The organism is Pseudoalteromonas pernae (assembly GCF_039831865.1).
In the GTDB taxonomy this organism is placed as follows: Bacteria; Pseudomonadota; Gammaproteobacteria; order Enterobacterales; family Alteromonadaceae; genus Pseudoalteromonas; species Pseudoalteromonas pernae.
In genome coordinates, this window is record NZ_JBDODM010000001.1 from 816,579 (window position 1) to 834,307 (window position 17,729).

Genomic DNA, 17,729 nt, shown 5'->3' on the forward strand with positions numbered 1-17,729 from the left:
CATTCTCCGTAATAAATCCAAAGCTGTTAAAGCAAGCTCCAGACCAAGATTAAATACTCTTTTAAATCATAGTGTTAATAACAATTAAAATGATAAGAAGTGTAAAAAACACTAACTTTATGGATTTATCACCACTTATTGACAATTATCACTCCAAACGCCCGATTGCACTATACTCACACTACGCTAGACTGAAGCTAGATTAGTCTAGCTTGCAGCAATATGATTCATTTACCAACTTTGATTGGCATATCAACACTGTTAAATTTATTTATCGGGTGTTTTTTATTGGCAATCTACTCACAACGACGACAACGAAGCTTTTGTTATTGGGGGTTATCGTGTGTGGTATTTGCCTCAGCAGAAGTTGTAGCAAGCCTTCGGGTGTTTATTGACTTTACTTTACTCACCTATACTGTTGCCGACATTCTCATTATCACCGCGCCAACCCTCGCATTATATGGTGTACTTTGGCATCTTACTCCAGAGCGTCAGTATCCGGTTGTGAAGTACATTTGTGTTGGCAGTGCTGTGGCCCTGCTAGCGTTATCTCCTTATTTAATGCTATCGCAACTATTCACCAGCCTAGTGGTCGCAACTCTGTTCGCAGCGACCGCATTTCACCTATCTAAAGCAAGAGTCCTGACCAATATTTACATCCTCATTTTAACGTCCCTTTTCGTCCTTCATAGCGTATTAATGCTTGGCCAGGCAGCCTATATGTCATCGATTCTATCGCTGCCGATATCCGATAAGTCAAACCACATCTTGGAAATTATTCTGGTTATTCACTTAGTACTAACGACCTGCACCGCGCTGGTTTTTCCGATGTTGTATTTCACTCGCTCAGAAGCGCACCTTATCAATCTTGCAAACTTTGATGCCCTCACTAACTTGTACAATCGTCGCGCCTTTTTCACCTTTGGCGAGCAACGAATAAAAGAATGCATTGATAAACAGCAACCCATTGCTGTGATGATGATAGATGTCGATTACTTTAAGCGCGTAAACGACCAATTTGGTCATGATGCTGGCGATGCAGCTTTAAAATGGATTGGTAAAAAGATTGGTGATCATATTCGCAGTTCGGACGTGGCCGCTCGCATCGGCGGTGAAGAGTTTGCCTTGATACTGGCAAACACCGATCATGAAACAGCCATCAAAGTAGGACAACGTTTGCGAGCCAGTGTCTTTGAGAGCAATTTCCGCTGGCATGATAAGGCTATCCCGCTGAGTATTAGTATTGGCGTAAATTGCCAACCGCTCGCATGCAAAGATATTAAACACATGCTGATGCAAGCGGATAAGGGCTTATACATCGCCAAAAACAGTGGTCGCAATCAACTGGTTGAGAATGACGACACACTCGTTGGCGCGGCATTGAGCTAGTGAAATAGCCACCACAAACCGACCGCGACAACGCTTATCACCACCATCGCTTTTACTTTGTGTTTTCGTATTAGTTGCTCGGCACGATTACCCGCAAAATATACAAGCACAGCTAAACCAAAATACCGAATAGCACGCGCTATAGCTGTTGCTAGGATAAAGAGGGTGAGCGAATAATGCGTGGCACCTGCTGCCAACATGGCTATTTGAAACGGTATTGGCACAATGCCTAAAGTGAGCACAAACCAAAATCCCTTTTCCTGCATTTGCAGTTTTATTTCTTGAAACTGTTCAGGGCTAGAAAACGTAGAGATTATCCATTGCCCAAGCATATCAAAAAGGTAATAACCCAGCGCATATCCAAATAGTGCGCCCAACATACAACCGAGCGTCGCGAACAGCGCAATCAACCAGATTTTATCTCTTCTGGCCTGCATCAAAGGCACGAGCAGCGCTTCAAGTGGCACGGGCACAATGGTCGATTCCAAGAATGAAGCAAACGTAATGCTCTTGAGCATGTGTTTGGAGTGAATCCACTTTTTAGTCTTTTGCGCTATGCGTTGTTTAACAGACATCCTGTTCCTTTGTTTTGTCGCAACTCGGCGCTTATTGTACCGAAAAAACATTTTAACACGCTAAATACCATGAAAAATTTGCCATTTTCGCTTATAACTCTAGGTATCACTCCAACTTATTGATATTACAGAGGCGTTATGAAGTTGAGCGACATTATGAGTTCACCCGTGGTGACGTGCTCCCCAGATGAAACATTGCGCGTTGTCGGTGATATTTTTAAGCGCACTCAATTTCACCATATTCTAGTCACCGAGCAAGGTGTATTAACAGGTGTTGTATCCGACAGAGACTTTCTCAAAGCCATCAGCCCGAATGTCGGCAAGGCATCAGCCACTGCGGCTGATAGAGCAACCCTCAATAAGCGTGTAAGCCAAGTGATGAGTCATTCACCTATTGCTTTACCAAGCACTGCCAAACTAATCGACGTGGTGGCCTTGTTTAATCAGCACCGCATTTCCTGCGTGCCCATCATTAACGACCAACGAGCCCCTGTAGGCATCATTACGTGGCGCGATATTATGCGCGTCCTGCTCGAAAAATATCAAAGTAAGCAAGGCTCAATTTAATAACTAAACGAGCACGAAGACACACATTGATGTAATGGCTTTGCCTTGATGGTATGTAAATAGTGCTGATAGCAATGCTGATTGTAGTTATCAGAATGTGCATTCATAAATCCATGTAACCCAGTTGCCCTGTGGCAATTAACTTGCTCCTTCGACGACAAAGATGACATCAGTTCTTGCACATCAAAATGTTGCTCTTCATGTGCAAAGACCAGAGTTGTTGGGCAGCTAGGCTGCAATTGTGTGCGTTTTCGAATTTGCCCACCATAAAACAGCAAAGCACCGCTGAGATTAGCTAGTTGGTGCGTACCTATCATTTCCCACACCGCAGAGGCCCCCACACTAAAACCAATTAACGTAACTGGCTCTTGGTAATGCGCTATTGCTTCTTTGACGATAGCGCCATACTCATTCACGCTACTGTGTTCAGTAAAATGGTTATAGGCCTGTGGTTCATCAATAAACCCCAAATCCATGCCGCCGTATGGGTCAATCACTTTGTGAGCATCAATATCAAATGCCAACGCCTCTAACGCTTTAGTTCTTCCGAAAATATCGCTGACAACAACTCGTTTCATTCCAGTTTTCCTTGCCCATCTAGCAACAACATCAATATGCGCTTTTTCACCTTTACAGGTAGTTTCTCAACCACCAGCAAATAAGAGTTATCGATGAATCGTTGCAGCTCACCATTTGGAATGCTGCCATCTAAAATTATGGTATTCCAGTGGCGTTTGTCCATATGATATCCAGGGACAACAGCCGAAAATATTTCTCGCAGGATTAGCGCCTCATGAGGGTCGCATTTTAGGTTCATTTGCCAACACAGCCGCCCATCTGGGGCTGCTCTTTTAATGAGTGTGGCAAACATCTTGCCTTGCACTTTATAAACGTCAACGCCTTCTCCAAAGGGCTGCCCTACCGTTGCGTCAGGTTTATCCAATAAATATTGGCGCACTGAACCTTCATCCATTTTTCACTACTCCCAAAACAAATTAGTGCCTACTATAGGAAATATCAGCATACTTTATCGGCTAAATATTGCACTTGGTCGAGTTCGACTTGAACACAATCCAGTGCCTACTTAGGATGAATCTTTCGCTAATTAAGAAGAAAAAGCTATGACCAAACTTAGTTTCGCTTTGCTCGGCACGTCAATTATGGCTGCCGCATGCGCTCATGCTGCACCAAGTAACTTATTACAGTCAGAAGATATTTTTGCCTTGGAATATGTAAAAGATCCGCAAATCAGCCCAGACGGCAACAAGGTCGTGTATGTGCGTAGCAGCTACGACATTATGACGGATAAAGGCAAACAATCATTATGGTTGTACGATGTAAAAACTGATATGCACACGCCATTGTTTGCGGATGAGCACAATTATTCGTCGGCGCGCTGGTCACCCGATGGCACACGCATCGCCTTTAGCAGCAATCGCAGTGGCTCATCACAACTGCACATGTATTGGCTTGAGCAAAACAAAACCGCTTTACTCACACAACTCCCCAAATCTGTTAGCAACCTAAGTTGGTCACCGGATGGCAAGCAACTCGCCTTCACTATGAGCCTGCCAGAGGGCAAGTCGGATTTTGTGAAGTCGGTAAAATTGCCCGCCAAACCCAAAGGCGCGAGTTGGTCAGAACCCGTAACCGTCATTGATAAAGCCCGCTACCAAGCCGATGGCCGCGGCTTTTTAGAGCCTAGCTTTAGCCAAGTATTTGTGCTTCCGGCTGATGGTGGCTCTGCTCGCCAGCTCACTATGGGCGATTTCCAGCATACCGGTCCTCTTAGCTGGAAACCAGATAGCTCTGAGCTAGTGTATTCAAGTGACCAACACCCAGAGTGGGAATACCGCACCACAGAATCAGACCTTTACGCGGTCAATGTTAATACGGGCGCACAAACCCAATTAACTGACTTACCAGGGCGCGAGTATCACGCAACGTATGCGAACAACGGCCAGAGCATCGCCTTTATCTCTCGCGATAATGAAACAGTGCCTTATGTTAATTCGCAACTGGCCATGCTAACGCTCGACTCTGGCAAAATCAGCAAAGTGAGCAAAGACCTAGATCGCTCTATTGCTGATTATGCTTGGGCAGGCAAAGGCGACTTTGTCGTTCAATATGACGACTACGGCAAGCGCAAGTTGGCCAAAATGACCCGCAGCGGTAAGGTCACGGACATCACAGATTCACTCTCTGGTACAACGCTTGGGCGCCCGTATATCAGTGGTGAATTCTCAATGGCAGACAATGGCGTTATTGCTTATACCCATGGTGACAGCCAGCGTCCTGCTGATTTAGGTATCATCCGCAAGGGTAAAAACGATGTGGTAACTGCCATTAACGAAGACATTTTAGGGCACAAGCAACTTGGCAAAGTCCATGAATTAACGGTGAAATCGCAATTCGATGGGCAGGAGATTCAAGGCTGGTACATTACCCCGCCTAACTTCGATGAAAGCAAAAAGTACCCACTTATTCTTGAGATTCACGGCGGCCCGCATTTGGCCTATGGCCCACACTTTGCATCTGAACTTCAACGCTACGCAGCAGAAGGTTATGTGGTGGTCTATGTGAATTACCGCGGTTCAACCAGCTATGGTAAAGACTTTGCCTTACTACTGGATGGTAAATACTCATCTGAAGAGGATTTTGCAGATCACAACACCGCCGTGGACGCGCTTATCGCTAAAGGCTTCATTGACAGCAATAACCTCTTTATCGCTGGCGGCTCTGCGGGCGGTATTGCCACAGCGTATGCCATTGGTCTGACCGACCGTTTTAACGCTGCGGCCATCACCAAACCTGTCATTAACTGGGTCAGTAAAGTGCTCACAGCTGATAGCTATCTTGGCCAAATCCGCAACCAATTCCCGGGCATGCCTTGGGATAACCTTGAGCATTACTGGAAGCGCTCACCGCTGTCATTGGTAGGGAATGTCACAACCCCGGCGATGATCATGACAGGTGAGCAGGACCGTCGTACGCCAATCTCTGAGTCAGAGCAGTTCTACCAAGCACTAAAACTGCAAAAAGTAGATACCGTACTGATTCGTGTGCCCGGGTCGCCACACGGCATCGCCGGTCGTCCATCACGGATGATTTCAAAAATCGAGCACACACTTGCGTGGTTCGAACGCTACAAGAAGTAACTCAAAATAGCACTGAGGGTCATCACCCTCAGTGCTTTCTTTATTGTGTAGGCTGAGCCTCTGACGCAGTCGAGCCACCTATAACAAACATTCCATCCCAATATCGCTGCCACTGTGCTACAGGAATATCAAGCCGGTATTGATGCCCAAAAAATTGGGCCCCCTCGGCACTGGCTTGTGCCAGCTTGTGTAACTGATCGCCCGAGATAAACAGCGCTTGATGGTCATCTAGTTGATGCGCTTGCGCTAGCTTTGGCTCAATGTGGTATTGGCTCGGCGTGATATTTTTTACCGCCATCGAGACATAATCACGATACTGCCCACCAGCTGCACCAATATGCGCATGGTATACGTCAGTGCCATAGGCTTGGCGCAACAAGCTGCCTAAGTTGTCATAGTGCTTCTCGATGAAGCCGGCATAATTGAGGTGCACAAAATGCCCCCAAACAATCACTTTTTTGTTTTTAAAGGGGTTATCTAGCAACCATTTTACATTGTTCGCCATAGGGATATCGTGCTCATCGTGACGCCGCTCCCCCACTAATGACTGCGCCACAAATGCTAACCCCTCTATAAGCCGAGAACGATAACCGTCACTTTCGAATGGCTTAACACTGGATTGATTCATCTCTAGAAGGTCGCGTAGAACATAAGCGGTATCAATGTAATCAAGCAGTTCTGTGCGCTCAAACTTCTCAATATCACGGTCTATAATGGCTTCAGTCAGTATTTTAAAGCGTGGCACATCAACCCCTTGCACCAAGGAAGGAGGCAAATGAGCAATCGCTTTACCCAGCTCTTCACCCACCTGGTGGCGTGACAATTCGCCACTTAAACGACCATCAAACCCTGACAATATTAACGGAGATTCACTACTGCGCGCACTGTCGATGTAATCGAATAACATCTGTAAAGCCGTGGAATGCGCGTACATATAGAATATGTTCCCAGCCGCTTGGTCTACGATGGGCGTTTTTTCGTTTTCCCACACCTTGGCAACATCGTACAACCCGCTTTCTAGCAGCAGCACATCAAAGCCATGGTGCTGGTGCAAATAACGCACAAGCTTTGCCTTTAACAAGAAATTTTGATGCTCGCCATGAGTGAGCTCATCAAGCATCACGATACGTTTGTCAGCGATAGCATGACCAAACTCAGCGAGCCCTTTGAAATCATCCGTTTGCGCTAGATTAATTTGCGCCTGAACCGGCATGAACACGGTAATAAGTAATAGCAAAGAGAGTAAAATATGCTTCATTCTCGCAACTCCTTTGGCCCACGGATCATGCGCTTTAGGGTGTCGTCTTTGTATTTAAAGTGGTGAATTAACGCGGCAAAAATATGGGCTCCAATGAGCACGGCTAATAATAGCGCGGCTATCACATGCACTTGTAAACCTACCTCGCTTAAGGTCGCATTGATGGCTTCAACACTCCCCAGTTCATCTAGGTTCTTGCTGATTAAGGGTAAAGAGAACAGCGCAATTCCATAGCCACCAAAGCCGCTATAAGATGCCCCTGAAATTAACAGTACTGCCGTTAATAGAATCAAAGACCAATGGAATAAAGAGAGCATGTGCCTCTTTGCTCCTTGCACCGCACTGGGCCAAGGTGCCATGGCTCGCAATGCCGCCCGAGGTATGAATAAACACACCATCACAATAGCCAACGATTTATGCACATGGTACAGGCGATAATCGCTCATGTAAGTCATGTAATAACCAATCATGAGTAGTAACACAGTCATAACGGCACAACTCCAATGCCAAAATCGATGATGTAAGTAGGATTTCATATTCACCTCAGTTCATTAAACACGCCCTTACAATAAAAGCTAAGCAACTGAATTGAATAGATAAGTGACGAAATAACGGGTTTTGGGACGAACGACACCCTAACTGTTTTGTGCTAGGGCGTGTTGACCTTTGTTATGTGTTTTTGCAGCAGCCATTGGGGGATTTTAGTAAGGCAGATTCCAAAGGATTCAACTAAAGGCGTGCACTGCGGTGTCATGGGCTATTAGCATAGCTCACTATGTAACATGACCCATTCCTCGTATTGAACGCCTTTGATTTGAACAAAATTCATACTTCAAAGGTCAACACGCCCTAAAGATTGCTGCAACTGGCTACGAAACGTTTTGCTGACCCCAACACTGTGCCCATTGGCTAACTGCGCCACAGCTTTACCATTATCAGCACGTGTGAGTTTGCTCACGCTGCACAAATTCACAATGTGTGAGCGGTGCACTTGCATAAACATCGCAGGTAATTTCGATGACATTTCCTTAATGGTTGCCCGATATAAATAGACTGCTTGTTGGTCGTAGATCTCCACATAGTTTCCCGCAGCTTTTATATATTGAATTACCTCATAAGGTAATTTCTTCACCATACCTCGGTGTTCAATATGAAGTGAGCCTTGCTCTTCGAGCGCATCCGCTGGTTTATGTAAGTTCGCCTCTTTCGAGTCCCCAAGTGATAGGGGATGTCTTGGTGAAACATCAGATTGGGAGCGACTCTGCCTCATACACACGTGCACCACAGTAATCCCCAAAGCACAGGCAATAATGTACTTTGGCAATAACACAGTGACACTGCTGGCAAGTGTTAGCGCGTAGAATTGAAAATCTACAAAGATACGCGCAGCAGTGCTTAGCCCCACTGCGCAGATGACAACAGCCAATAGTAAAATGGGGCTGCGCAAAACACGCTGCCCTAGCGCTGTGCTAATAAGCAACAATGAGAAAACAAGCAACACGCCCCATTCTTTGAGCCAAAACGTTTGCGAGTCGATGAAATCAAAACGAGCACCACCAATCACATGACGCCACAACAAGCAATATAGATTGAACAGCAATAGAAATACCCCCCAACAAGCAAGTAATCTCGTTTTAGGGCTGGCAGATTGCCACGTTTGATACGCCTTTATCATTCACTCCACCACCGCGCTGGCGCGTTGCACAGCGTAGTTAAACACTCTCAAATTCTTGGCCCACCTTAGGCGAACCATTGCGCCGAGTAAACTAGACCTTTATCGCAATAAAAGGCTCGACTATGGTCGCATATTGTCCGCCAAAAAAAACACCTACATTCTATATGGTCTCTCACATTTTGTATTAGGAGCCGTGTATGTCAGGCCAATACCAACAAGAATATCGTGCTTTCAGTGACAATCCTGAACAATTCTGGATGCAGCAAAGCAAGCGCATCCCGTGGTTTAGCTCACCCCAAAAAGCCTATCATCAGGACGAAAATGGCTTTTATCACTGGTTCGCCGATGCTGAACTAAACACCTGTTACCTTGCACTGGACCAGCATGTTGACATGGGTCATAGCGAGCAAACAGCATTGATTTATGACTCACCGGTTACCAATACCAAGCGCACATACAGCTACCAACAATTACTCAATGAAGTGGAAAAGTTCGCTGGCGTTATGCAAGACCTTGGCGTCACCAAAGGCGACCGCGTCGTGATTTACATGCCGATGATCCCAGAGGCCGTCATTGGCATGTTAGCCTGTGCCCGCCTTGGCGCGATTCACTCCGTAGTATTTGGCGGCTTTGCAGCGCACGAATTAGCAGTACGCATTGATGATGCCACCCCAAAATTAGTGCTCAGCGCCTCATGCGGTATCGAAATTGACCGCGTGATTGAATACAAACCCTTGCTTGATGAGGCCCTAAGCCAAGCGAAACACAAAGTTGAACATTGCGTGGTATATCAGCGTGAACAAGCGCCAGCAGACATACAAGCACCACGCGATGTGGATTGGCAAAGCGCCATGCAAGGTGCCAAAGCTGTAGGTGCAACGCCTGTAATGGGCGACGATCCGCTCTATATCTTGTACACCTCTGGCACCACAGGCACACCCAAAGGCGTGGTGCGCGAAAACGGTGGTCATGCGGTGGCCATGCACTACAGCATGGAAACGGTGTATGGCATGAAGCCCGGCGAGGTATTTTGGGCGGCCTCCGACATAGGCTGGGTGGTTGGCCATTCGTATATTGTGTACGCCCCCCTAATCTTCGGTTGTACGACCGTATTGTATGAGGGCAAACCGGTAAGAACGCCCGATGCCAGTGCATTTTGGCGTGTGGTTGAAGAATATAAAGTCACGGCGTTGTTCAGTGCGCCCACAGCGTTTCGCGCCATTAAAAAAGAAGACCCACATGCACAAGGCTTCAACCAATACGACACCTCTAGCCTAAAACGCTTATTCCTTGCAGGTGAGCGCCTAGACCCACCGACCTATGAATGGCTCAAAGAAAAAACTGGACTGCCTGTACTCGATCATTGGTGGCAAACCGAAACAGGCTGGGCGATTGCCTGTAACCCGATAGGCATTGAATCACTGCTAACCAAAGCGGGCAGCGCTACTGTGCCAACTCCGGGGTTCGATGTACAAATTCTGGATGTACACGGTGAGCAATGTGAGGCCAATGAGCAAGGCGCGGTGGTGATCAAACTGCCATTACCACCCGGTTGCTTACCGACAGTGTGGCAAAATGATACGCGCTTCAAGGCCGGTTACCTCAATCAATATCCGGGATATTACCTTACAGGTGACGGTGGCTACCTAGATGAAGACGGCTACCTATTCATTATGGGGCGCACCGATGATGTGATTAACGTGGCAGGACATCGACTCTCTACAGGAGAAATGGAAGAAATCGTGGCGGGCCACCCAGCCGTTGCCGAATGTGCGGTGTTTGCCATTCACGATGCCCTCAAAGGCCAAGTGCCAATGGCCATGGTGGTGCTTAAAGATGATTACCAGGGTGAATGTGCCACCGTAGAGCAAGAGCTTAAAGCCACGGTTCGCGGTAAAATTGGCGCCATCGCCTGTTTAAAAGACATCGTTTGCGTGCCACGCTTGCCAAAAACACGCTCGGGGAAAATACTGCGAAAGAACCTGCGCCAACTTATTGATGGTGAAGAGTTACAAATCCCTTCAACCATTGATGATGCAAGTATTTTCGATGAAATTAGTGAGTGTTTGCAAACCAGCTAATGAGTTTGTTAGTGGGTGAAATGACAAGAATAAGAGCAACTCATTGAGTTGCTCTGCTTTTAGTAACCCTAGGGTCTGTTGACTCAAGACCCTAGGCGTCTTGCTGTTGACTCATAAAGTCTTCCATACGCTTCATCAGCTCTTCTTCACTAAAATCTTCTTTGTGCGTCGCAATGGTCCAAACATGACCAAATGGGTCTTCAAGCGTGCCTGCTCTGTCACCGTAGAATTGGTCGTGCACCGCTTTGACTTCTTTGGCTCCTGCTTTAATAGCGTTGGCAAAGACCTGATCAACATCTTCAACGTACAGCAATAAGCTTACGGGAGTGCCACCGAGTTTATGCGGACTTTGAAAATGCACTTCGGGACACATGTCTGAGAGCATTAAATGTGAGTCACCAATTTTAATCTCCGCATGGGCAACACCACCATCTGGCATGGGCATCTGCATCACCAGCTGGGCATTGAACACCTCTTGGTAAAATGCAATCGCCCGCGTGGCCCCATCAATAATCAAATACGGGGTAATTGCATGAAATCCGGCAGGAATGGCTGAGGTAGTCATACGCTTATCTCTTTGATGTGTACTGAGTTACTAAGCGTAGTCGCGCAAGGTGAAGAAATAAACGTTGAGTGCTGCGGGCTGGTATGAGCGAAGAGCGGACGGCCACTTCAGCGCGTGTTTGGACAGAAACAATTCAGAGCTGAAGGACAGCTTTGAGCCAAAAGCAGATCTTCAACGCTCTTTTAGGCATTTTTAGCTGATTGGTATTCTCGAAACTGGCTTTCCATTTCTCTTTGCAGCCACTCCTCATTAATACCAAATCGCTCCCAAACTTTTTGACTCAATTTTTCAATGACACAATCTGCTATTTGAAAGAGATTTATAAGGCTCTGAAGTTCCTCTATCATCTCAACGCGCCCATCAATATCAGACATATGAACGGCATAATCGTAAAAGAAATCGTGCGCAAGCCAGTTACGCTTTTTAAGCGAGGTATTCAAAAGTACCAGTAGTTCATCAGTTAGTGCCACTTGTTTTTTTACTTGTCCAAGAAGGCGTCCAAATGTATTTGAATTTAACCCATCATATATCTCAATCCATTCTTCTTGATTGAGAGCAGAGTTATCAACAAGCCTGTAACCCATTGCAAAATTTACAAGAGACTTTTCCGCACATTGGGCATTGAATGATGCCAATCCATAAAATGCAAATACTTCTTTTTCATCACCCAACTCTAATTCTGGGATTGGTTTCAATTCGCCAATATCAATGTCGCCAATCTTCAAAATTACTCCCAAATGCCTAACGTTATGTTTACTTTCTGCTTAACAGAGGCCAACCTAAGTGTAACCTCCAATACATTTCAAGATTTAATGCTTCGGTCTGGAAATCCCATTGTTCTCCAACATCAGGGTCGACTTCTGACTCAAAGTTTGATGTTGGTAAAATAACGTAAGAAAATCGCCATTTATCTAGATCATTCAACGGGGTTTGGCGTATGCACAAGGATCCCGTCCTTGGATCATTTGATGATATTTCTTGCAATATCCTAGATCGTAAGTCGTAACTGGAACCACTAAACCCACCAACACCGTTATAAACAAGACGAAAACCATCATCTTCTTGCTGTTTAATTCCCGCTAATGCGCCAATATTTTTAGCTAAACTGGATATAGGAACGGCGCTTGCTGTAGGGGGGGCACCACAATTTTTCAATTCAGACAGTGAATACGACGTGTAGAAAAAATAGAGGCCAGCACAACGCTTGGCAGGACCTTCTATTAAAGTGTTTCCATTTCTAGCCACTTGTATTGGAGTAATTCTACTCCTTTGAATAGTCTCAATTTCTTCGATAATTTTCTGATACATCTGCGATCACGTCTGTATACATAGCGCTTATTTAAGCGGAAAAATATGGCTGGCTAAAATGTTGAACTGAGTGAAAACAGCCAACTGTATTTTTTCCGTTTGAAGTTCTTGTTAGGCAAAATCGCCACTAATTATGAATGTAGCGATAAGCCTATAAAATGAATGTAATTGAGGTTTAACTTTGAATAGATAACTCAAAGAAATTAGCTGATGCAGTATTAATAACTCTAACTTCTCCCTGTGAATTTTCCACTGATATAAGCGTACCATCTACAGCCTTAACAGTAAGTCCATATTGTGTTTCTTCACCCTGAGGTCCCACAACTATTATTACTTTTTTACCTATGAATTCTTCTAACATTTTATACTCCTTGGTTGATTTAAGTGATGTAAATTTATTTTTGCCTAACAATTTATTATCGAGCGATTGGGTCGTTTTTCTGCCGCAATCTGTCTCGTTTTTGTCCTTAGAACATTGATAGCAAATTTAGGAAGTACTTACCAGCGTTGAAGTTAAGTTACATGCGCTATATGTGGACACGACAAAAACGCCCCATTGGGTCGTTTTCCTGACTATGGAAGAAACTCAATAACCATGGATATATAAACAGTAATTTAGGTGGAAGGATGAAGGCCAGCTTTTGCCTAAAAGCCGCCCTTAGAGTATTTGCGTTAACTCGTTTCGGGGCACAAATGAGTTACATGTAAAGGTCCGCTTCTGGCTTTGAGCTGACCCTCAGGTCAGCTCTATCTTATTACTCTGGCAATAACTCAAGGTTGACTGCTGGCGCAACTTCATGCGGTAAGCGTGTCAGCACTGTATTGTATGGTGTGTGCTCAGAGAAAAAGCCCGTATTCTTCAAGTAGAACCCTGCATCATTTACACCGCCTTGATAGTCAACGCGTGCTTGTTTACGCGCGGTTGCATCGTAGGTAAAACGCGCTGAGGTTACTTCCTGCCAAGGGCCATTTGCGGTTTTCACCCATTGATTGTCATACTGAGCTAAACGTTCAAACTGCCCTGCTCCTGTCATGAAGTTCTCTAAGAAAGAATAGGCTCCCGCCAAGTAGGTGGTTGTTTTTGGGCGTCTAAAACTAGCTATGAGCTGCCATTGTTGCTCATTGGGGTCAAAAAAGTAGGCGGTGAAGTCGGTCTTATCTGTGCCTTCCACCGGGGTAATTTTGGTTAAGAAGCCATACGTGACGCCTGCTTCCCAGTTATATCGCATAAAGCTTTGGCCACCAGAGCCCTCGTTGCCAAACTCACCAACGTGCACATTCTCACCCTTTTTCAGCAGCTCCACACGGTACTCGGGTGGGATCGCTTGTGGGTTGTCTGTGGTGTACGGGCTCCAAATAGAGAACAGTACTCGACGCTCAGTGTCAGAATTCACTTGAATACCAAAGTAACCGCCATCAAAGCCATTGGCCATGTAATAAGAGCCGAGTGTATCTTGCCCTTCTGGCACGGTTACTTCATTGTAAAACCACTCATAATTTTGTGTCTCATCGGGCATTTGATATTGCAAATGCACTGATGGGCCGCGTCGCCCCCAATAAAAATCATCTTTTACGTAGTACGTCTCGCCCGCCGTTGCCTCGCCGCCAATAAGTAAATCACTGATGATTGGCATTGCGTGACTGTCGTTACTTGGGCTTGAAATGATCACTTTCTGGTAGCCTGGGGTTTGCACTTCAAATTTACCCACAGGCACTTGTACCATCTGAGTATTGCTCACTTCGATACGGCGATTTTGTTTGCCCAATGTAACATCAATAGTTACTGGCCTATCGGTTACGCGCGCGAGCATACCCAAATCAAGAGCGCCCACTTCGGAGACATAAAAATAGGTCGCTAACGCGCCATGCTCACTGCGCCATCCGCTTACGCCTTTGTCGCTCACTAAGGTTTCAGAGAGTGCAATCTCTGCGTCAACCCAGCTGTTTCCTCCTACGGGTACTTGTGATGTGTAATGTAATTCAGGAGTTTGCTCTGATTTGGTATTGCACCCTGCCAAAAGTGTGAAAGCCACGCCCACTAGCGCATAGGATAATGTATTTGAAAGGGATAAAGGGTTCGATTTCATTTCTTCACTCGTTTAAGTAGCGCCACTCACTTCAAATTCGATAGCACTCAATTGCTTTTAAATTAGGGTTACGCGCAAGGCCAACTAACAACAGGGTGCAAACACACCGGTTCCCCATACGTAAGCCAACAAAACGGTCCCATCCTTGTTTTAATTTTTGGAAGGATATAAACAGACCAAGGCTAAGAAATATACATTCAACGAAAGAAAAAACCAACAAATAACATACCGAAACTTTCACTTTATTTCTCAATGTCAAAATCCAGCGTCATGGATTTATAGCCAAAGCTGCAAAAGACCACAGAGAAAAGCAAATTTAATCAACATTATAAAAGCATACCTTTGTGCCGCCAGTAGTCGTAAAACAATTAACTAAAGAACAAATAACATAACAATATGAAAGTTGGAATGCACATTCAATTACTAGGCTATGCTCAGCCCTAATGAATAGCTTTAAATTCGCATTTGGGAGTGTGTGGAGCGAAACAATAACAACCTATGTCTTGCTGTGTGCATACAGCAACGCTGAGCCCCTGACAGGGAAGCGTCACAATTTTGCACACATTGATATTTTTTGTTAATTTATAGAAATGAAAAATAAAACCATAAAAAATTGAAATTAAAAGAAAAACAATTCAACAACCGTTTTCAATACACATAATTTACAATTTTTTCGTTTCATTTTTTTAACACCTGTGTTTTTATTACGGGGCCTTAGCGGAGCACCCGTGCAAAAGTTAGTGCCCGCCGACAAACGTCAATACCACTGTGTTTCAGGCACAGCGACAACATAATAATTAATTACAGGTATTAACTATGAAGTCTAAAATCTCTCTCGTAACCTCAGCAACATTACTCGCACTTGGCCTTGGTTCTAGTGTTGCTCAAGCAACTTCACTGCAGCCTAACTTTGAAGCGCAAGGCGCGAAAGAAGTAAAAGCAAATGGTGCAGCGAAAGAACGTGTCATCGTTAAATTCACACGTGGTAACTCTGCGTCTGTAAAAGCCCTTGCGAAGAAGCTAGGTGGTGAGATCAAAGTTGACCTTGCTAAACACGATGCTTTCGCGATGGAAATCCCTGCTGCGGCGTTGAAGGGTTTACGCAATAACCCAAATGTAGAATTCGTAGAAGCTGACGTTAAACGTCACCTTATGGCAACAAACCTAAATACCACTGAAGTCGAACCATGGGGTATTAGCCGCGTAGAAGCTGATATCGTTTCAGACAGCCTAGCGGGTAACCGCACCCTTTGTATCATCGACTCTGGTTACGATATCCGTCATTCAGACTTGGATGCGAACATGGTGTCAGGTACGAACGACTCTGGCACAGGTCAGTGGTCTACTCCTGGCGGTTCACACGGTACCCACGTAGCGGGCACAATCGCAGGTATCACTAATGGTTCTGGTGTTGTGGGTGTAATGCCAAATGGCAACATCAACCTACATATTATCAAAGTATTTAATGAAGCTGGCTGGGGCTACTCTTCAAGCCTAATTGCAGCAGTGGATGACTGTGTGGCTGCTGGCTCAGATGTTATCAGTATGAGTCTAGGTGGCGGTGGCAGTAGCCGTACCGAGGGGAACGCGTTTGCAAACTACTACAGCCAAGGCGTACTAAGCATCGCAGCGGCAGGTAACGACGGTAACACAGCGCACTCTTACCCAGCATCGTACGACGACGTAGTGTCAGTTGCCGCGGTAGACTCAGGCAATATGCATGCAAACTTCTCACAGCGTACTAACCAAGTAGAACTTGCAGGTCCTGGTGAAGCGGTACTTTCAAGCGTTGGCTTAGGTGATGGTCAGCTAGCTCAGCTGAGCGTTGGCGGCACTGATTACTTCGCAAATGGCGTTGTACCTCACCTTTTCTACAACAGCAGTTTGTCATTCGACCCAAGCGGTAACAATGGTTCTGCAAACGGCGCTCTTGGCGTGTGTACAACCACAGGTACTTCGTACTCTTGTGGCGATATGACAGGCAAAATCTGTTTAGTTGAGCGTGGTGAAAACCAAGGTGATAGCTCAACATCGACTGAAAATGCATACCCTGAATTCCGCGGTGCAAACGCATGTGCTGACGCAGGTGCAGAAGGTATCATCGTATACAGTAACGCTGCACGCCCTGGCCTACAAGCGCCATTCATGGTTGATTTCAATGGCAAGATCCAAGGCATTCCAACTGCTTCTGTAGACCGTGCAACGGGCCTAGAGTTGGCAGCTAAAGCAGGTCAAACTGCGAGCCTTTCTAAAGTTGATGGTCAAGATTGGGATTACTACAACGGTACATCAATGGCGACTCCACACGTGAGTGCGGTTGCAGCCTTAGTGTGGTCACACCATACTTCATGTTCAGCGTCAGAAGTACGTAACGCACTTGCGGTAACAGCTGAAGATTTAGATGCTGCAGGTCGTGACGTGAAAACGGGCTACGGTCTAGTAAAAGCACAAGCAGCTATCGACTACCTAGCGAACTCAAGCTGTGGCGGTGGTTCATCTGATACTGCGCCAACGGCTGATTTCAGCTACTCATGTTCAGCGCTAGCGTGTGATTTCACCGACGGCAGCTCAGATGACAATGGCGTAGCAAGCTACTCTTGGAACTTTGGCGATGGCAACACTAGCACAGCGCAAAACCCAAGCCACACGTTTGCAGCGGATGGTTCATACACAGTAACGCTAACAGTAACAGACACTGTGGGCCAAACTGATAGCTCTAGCCAAACAGTAAGCGTAAGCAGTGGCAGCACAGGCGGTAACATCGACCTATCTGCAAATGGCTACAAAGTGAAAGGTCGTCATCGTGTAGACCTTACATGGAGCGGCGCAAGCACTGCCAATGTTGATATCTACCGTAATGGTTCAGTAGTTGCTACAACAGCAAACGATGGCGCATACACTGACGCAATCAATGCTAAAGGTGGCGCAACGTACTCTTACTCTATCTGCGAAGCAGGTACATCTAACTGCTCATCAAGTGTGACTGTTATCTTCTAATTTAGAAGGTCACACACTTGACACCAAAATGCCGGTCCCTACTGACCGGCATTTTTATGTTGGTACGAA

The 17,729-nt window shown here is 45.7% G+C and carries 16 protein-coding genes; 5 read left to right on the forward strand and 11 right to left on the reverse strand.

The window, feature by feature from the left end; genetic code table 11:
- Window positions 1-345 precede the first annotated feature (345 nt).
- Window positions 346-1,389: a GGDEF domain-containing protein gene (locus V1358_RS03550; RefSeq protein WP_347392605.1), complete on the forward strand. Its 1,044-nt coding sequence runs from the start codon at window positions 346-348 to the stop codon at window positions 1,387-1,389.
- Here the strand turns inward: V1358_RS03550 and V1358_RS03555 are convergent.
- A complete protein-coding gene (locus V1358_RS03555; RefSeq protein WP_347392606.1) occupies window positions 1,386-1,964 on the reverse strand; it encodes a YqaA family protein in 579 nt (192 codons plus the stop codon). The two genes, V1358_RS03550 and V1358_RS03555, sit on opposite strands and share 4 nt — an antisense overlap.
- A gap of 138 nt (window positions 1,965-2,102) precedes the next feature.
- Between V1358_RS03555 and V1358_RS03560 the strand changes: the two genes are divergently transcribed.
- A complete protein-coding gene (locus V1358_RS03560; protein WP_347392607.1) occupies window positions 2,103-2,531 on the forward strand; it encodes a CBS domain-containing protein in 429 nt (142 codons plus the stop codon).
- Here the strand turns inward: V1358_RS03560 and V1358_RS03565 are convergent.
- Together V1358_RS03565 and V1358_RS03570 are read right to left on the reverse strand one after the other, a co-directional pair.
- Window positions 2,528-3,109, reverse strand: a complete 582-nt coding sequence (locus V1358_RS03565) for a dienelactone hydrolase family protein (protein WP_347392608.1) — start codon at window positions 3,107-3,109, stop codon at window positions 2,528-2,530. The two genes, V1358_RS03560 and V1358_RS03565, sit on opposite strands and share 4 nt — an antisense overlap.
- Window positions 3,106-3,504: an MmcQ/YjbR family DNA-binding protein gene (locus V1358_RS03570; RefSeq protein WP_347392609.1), complete on the reverse strand. Its 399-nt coding sequence runs from the start codon at window positions 3,502-3,504 to the stop codon at window positions 3,106-3,108. Before V1358_RS03570 ends, V1358_RS03565 begins: the two co-directional genes overlap by 4 nt.
- A gap of 148 nt (window positions 3,505-3,652) precedes the next feature.
- Here V1358_RS03570 and V1358_RS03575 point away from each other — a divergent pair, with 148 nt between their 5' ends.
- Window positions 3,653-5,689 carry a S9 family peptidase gene (locus V1358_RS03575; RefSeq protein ID WP_440589856.1) on the forward strand — a complete coding sequence of 679 codons (2,037 nt, stop codon included), beginning with the start codon at window positions 3,653-3,655 and terminating at the stop codon, window positions 5,687-5,689.
- A 40-nt stretch (window positions 5,690-5,729) separates the two neighbouring features.
- Here the strand turns inward: V1358_RS03575 and V1358_RS03580 are convergent, their stop codons facing one another.
- The 3 genes from V1358_RS03580 to V1358_RS03590 form a co-directional block, all read right to left on the reverse strand.
- On the reverse strand, window positions 5,730-6,947 hold the full coding sequence (locus tag V1358_RS03580) for an erythromycin esterase family protein (protein ID WP_347392610.1): 1,218 nt from the start codon (window positions 6,945-6,947) through the stop codon (window positions 5,730-5,732).
- Window positions 6,944-7,483: a cytochrome b gene (locus tag V1358_RS03585; RefSeq protein WP_347392611.1), complete on the reverse strand. Its 540-nt coding sequence runs from the start codon at window positions 7,481-7,483 to the stop codon at window positions 6,944-6,946. Before V1358_RS03585 ends, V1358_RS03580 begins: the two co-directional genes overlap by 4 nt.
- 296 nt (window positions 7,484-7,779) lie before the next feature.
- Window positions 7,780-8,622 carry a LytTR family DNA-binding domain-containing protein gene (locus V1358_RS03590; RefSeq protein ID WP_347392612.1) on the reverse strand — a complete coding sequence of 281 codons (843 nt, stop codon included), beginning with the start codon at window positions 8,620-8,622 and terminating at the stop codon, window positions 7,780-7,782.
- A gap of 197 nt (window positions 8,623-8,819) precedes the next feature.
- Here V1358_RS03590 and V1358_RS03595 point away from each other — a divergent pair, with 197 nt between their 5' ends.
- The gene (locus tag V1358_RS03595; protein WP_347392613.1) at window positions 8,820-10,703 is read left to right on the forward strand and encodes a propionyl-CoA synthetase; all 1,884 of its coding nucleotides are present in this window, start codon (window positions 8,820-8,822) and stop codon (window positions 10,701-10,703) included.
- 91 nt (window positions 10,704-10,794) lie between these two features.
- On the opposite strand, the gene V1358_RS03600 is transcribed toward V1358_RS03595, so the two are convergent.
- The 5 genes from V1358_RS03600 to V1358_RS03620 form a co-directional block, all read right to left on the reverse strand.
- Window positions 10,795-11,268 carry a VOC family protein gene (locus tag V1358_RS03600; RefSeq protein ID WP_347392614.1) on the reverse strand — a complete coding sequence of 158 codons (474 nt, stop codon included), beginning with the start codon at window positions 11,266-11,268 and terminating at the stop codon, window positions 10,795-10,797.
- A 182-nt stretch (window positions 11,269-11,450) separates the two neighbouring features.
- The gene (locus tag V1358_RS03605; RefSeq protein ID WP_347392615.1) at window positions 11,451-11,993 is read right to left on the reverse strand and encodes a hypothetical protein; all 543 of its coding nucleotides are present in this window, start codon (window positions 11,991-11,993) and stop codon (window positions 11,451-11,453) included.
- Between the two features lie 28 nt (window positions 11,994-12,021).
- The gene (locus V1358_RS03610) at window positions 12,022-12,576 is read right to left on the reverse strand and encodes a hypothetical protein (protein ID WP_347392616.1); all 555 of its coding nucleotides are present in this window, start codon (window positions 12,574-12,576) and stop codon (window positions 12,022-12,024) included.
- 175 nt (window positions 12,577-12,751) lie between these two features.
- Entirely contained in the window at window positions 12,752-12,937 is a 186-nt protein-coding gene (locus V1358_RS03615) for a hypothetical protein (RefSeq protein ID WP_347392617.1), read from the reverse strand.
- A gap of 394 nt (window positions 12,938-13,331) precedes the next feature.
- The gene (locus V1358_RS03620; protein ID WP_347392618.1) at window positions 13,332-14,663 is read right to left on the reverse strand and encodes a DUF3472 domain-containing protein; all 1,332 of its coding nucleotides are present in this window, start codon (window positions 14,661-14,663) and stop codon (window positions 13,332-13,334) included.
- A gap of 816 nt (window positions 14,664-15,479) precedes the next feature.
- Here V1358_RS03620 and V1358_RS03625 point away from each other — a divergent pair.
- Complete coding sequence (locus V1358_RS03625) at window positions 15,480-17,660, forward strand: S8 family serine peptidase (protein ID WP_347388928.1); 2,181 nt, start codon at window positions 15,480-15,482, stop codon at window positions 17,658-17,660.
- Window positions 17,661-17,729 lie beyond the last annotated feature (69 nt).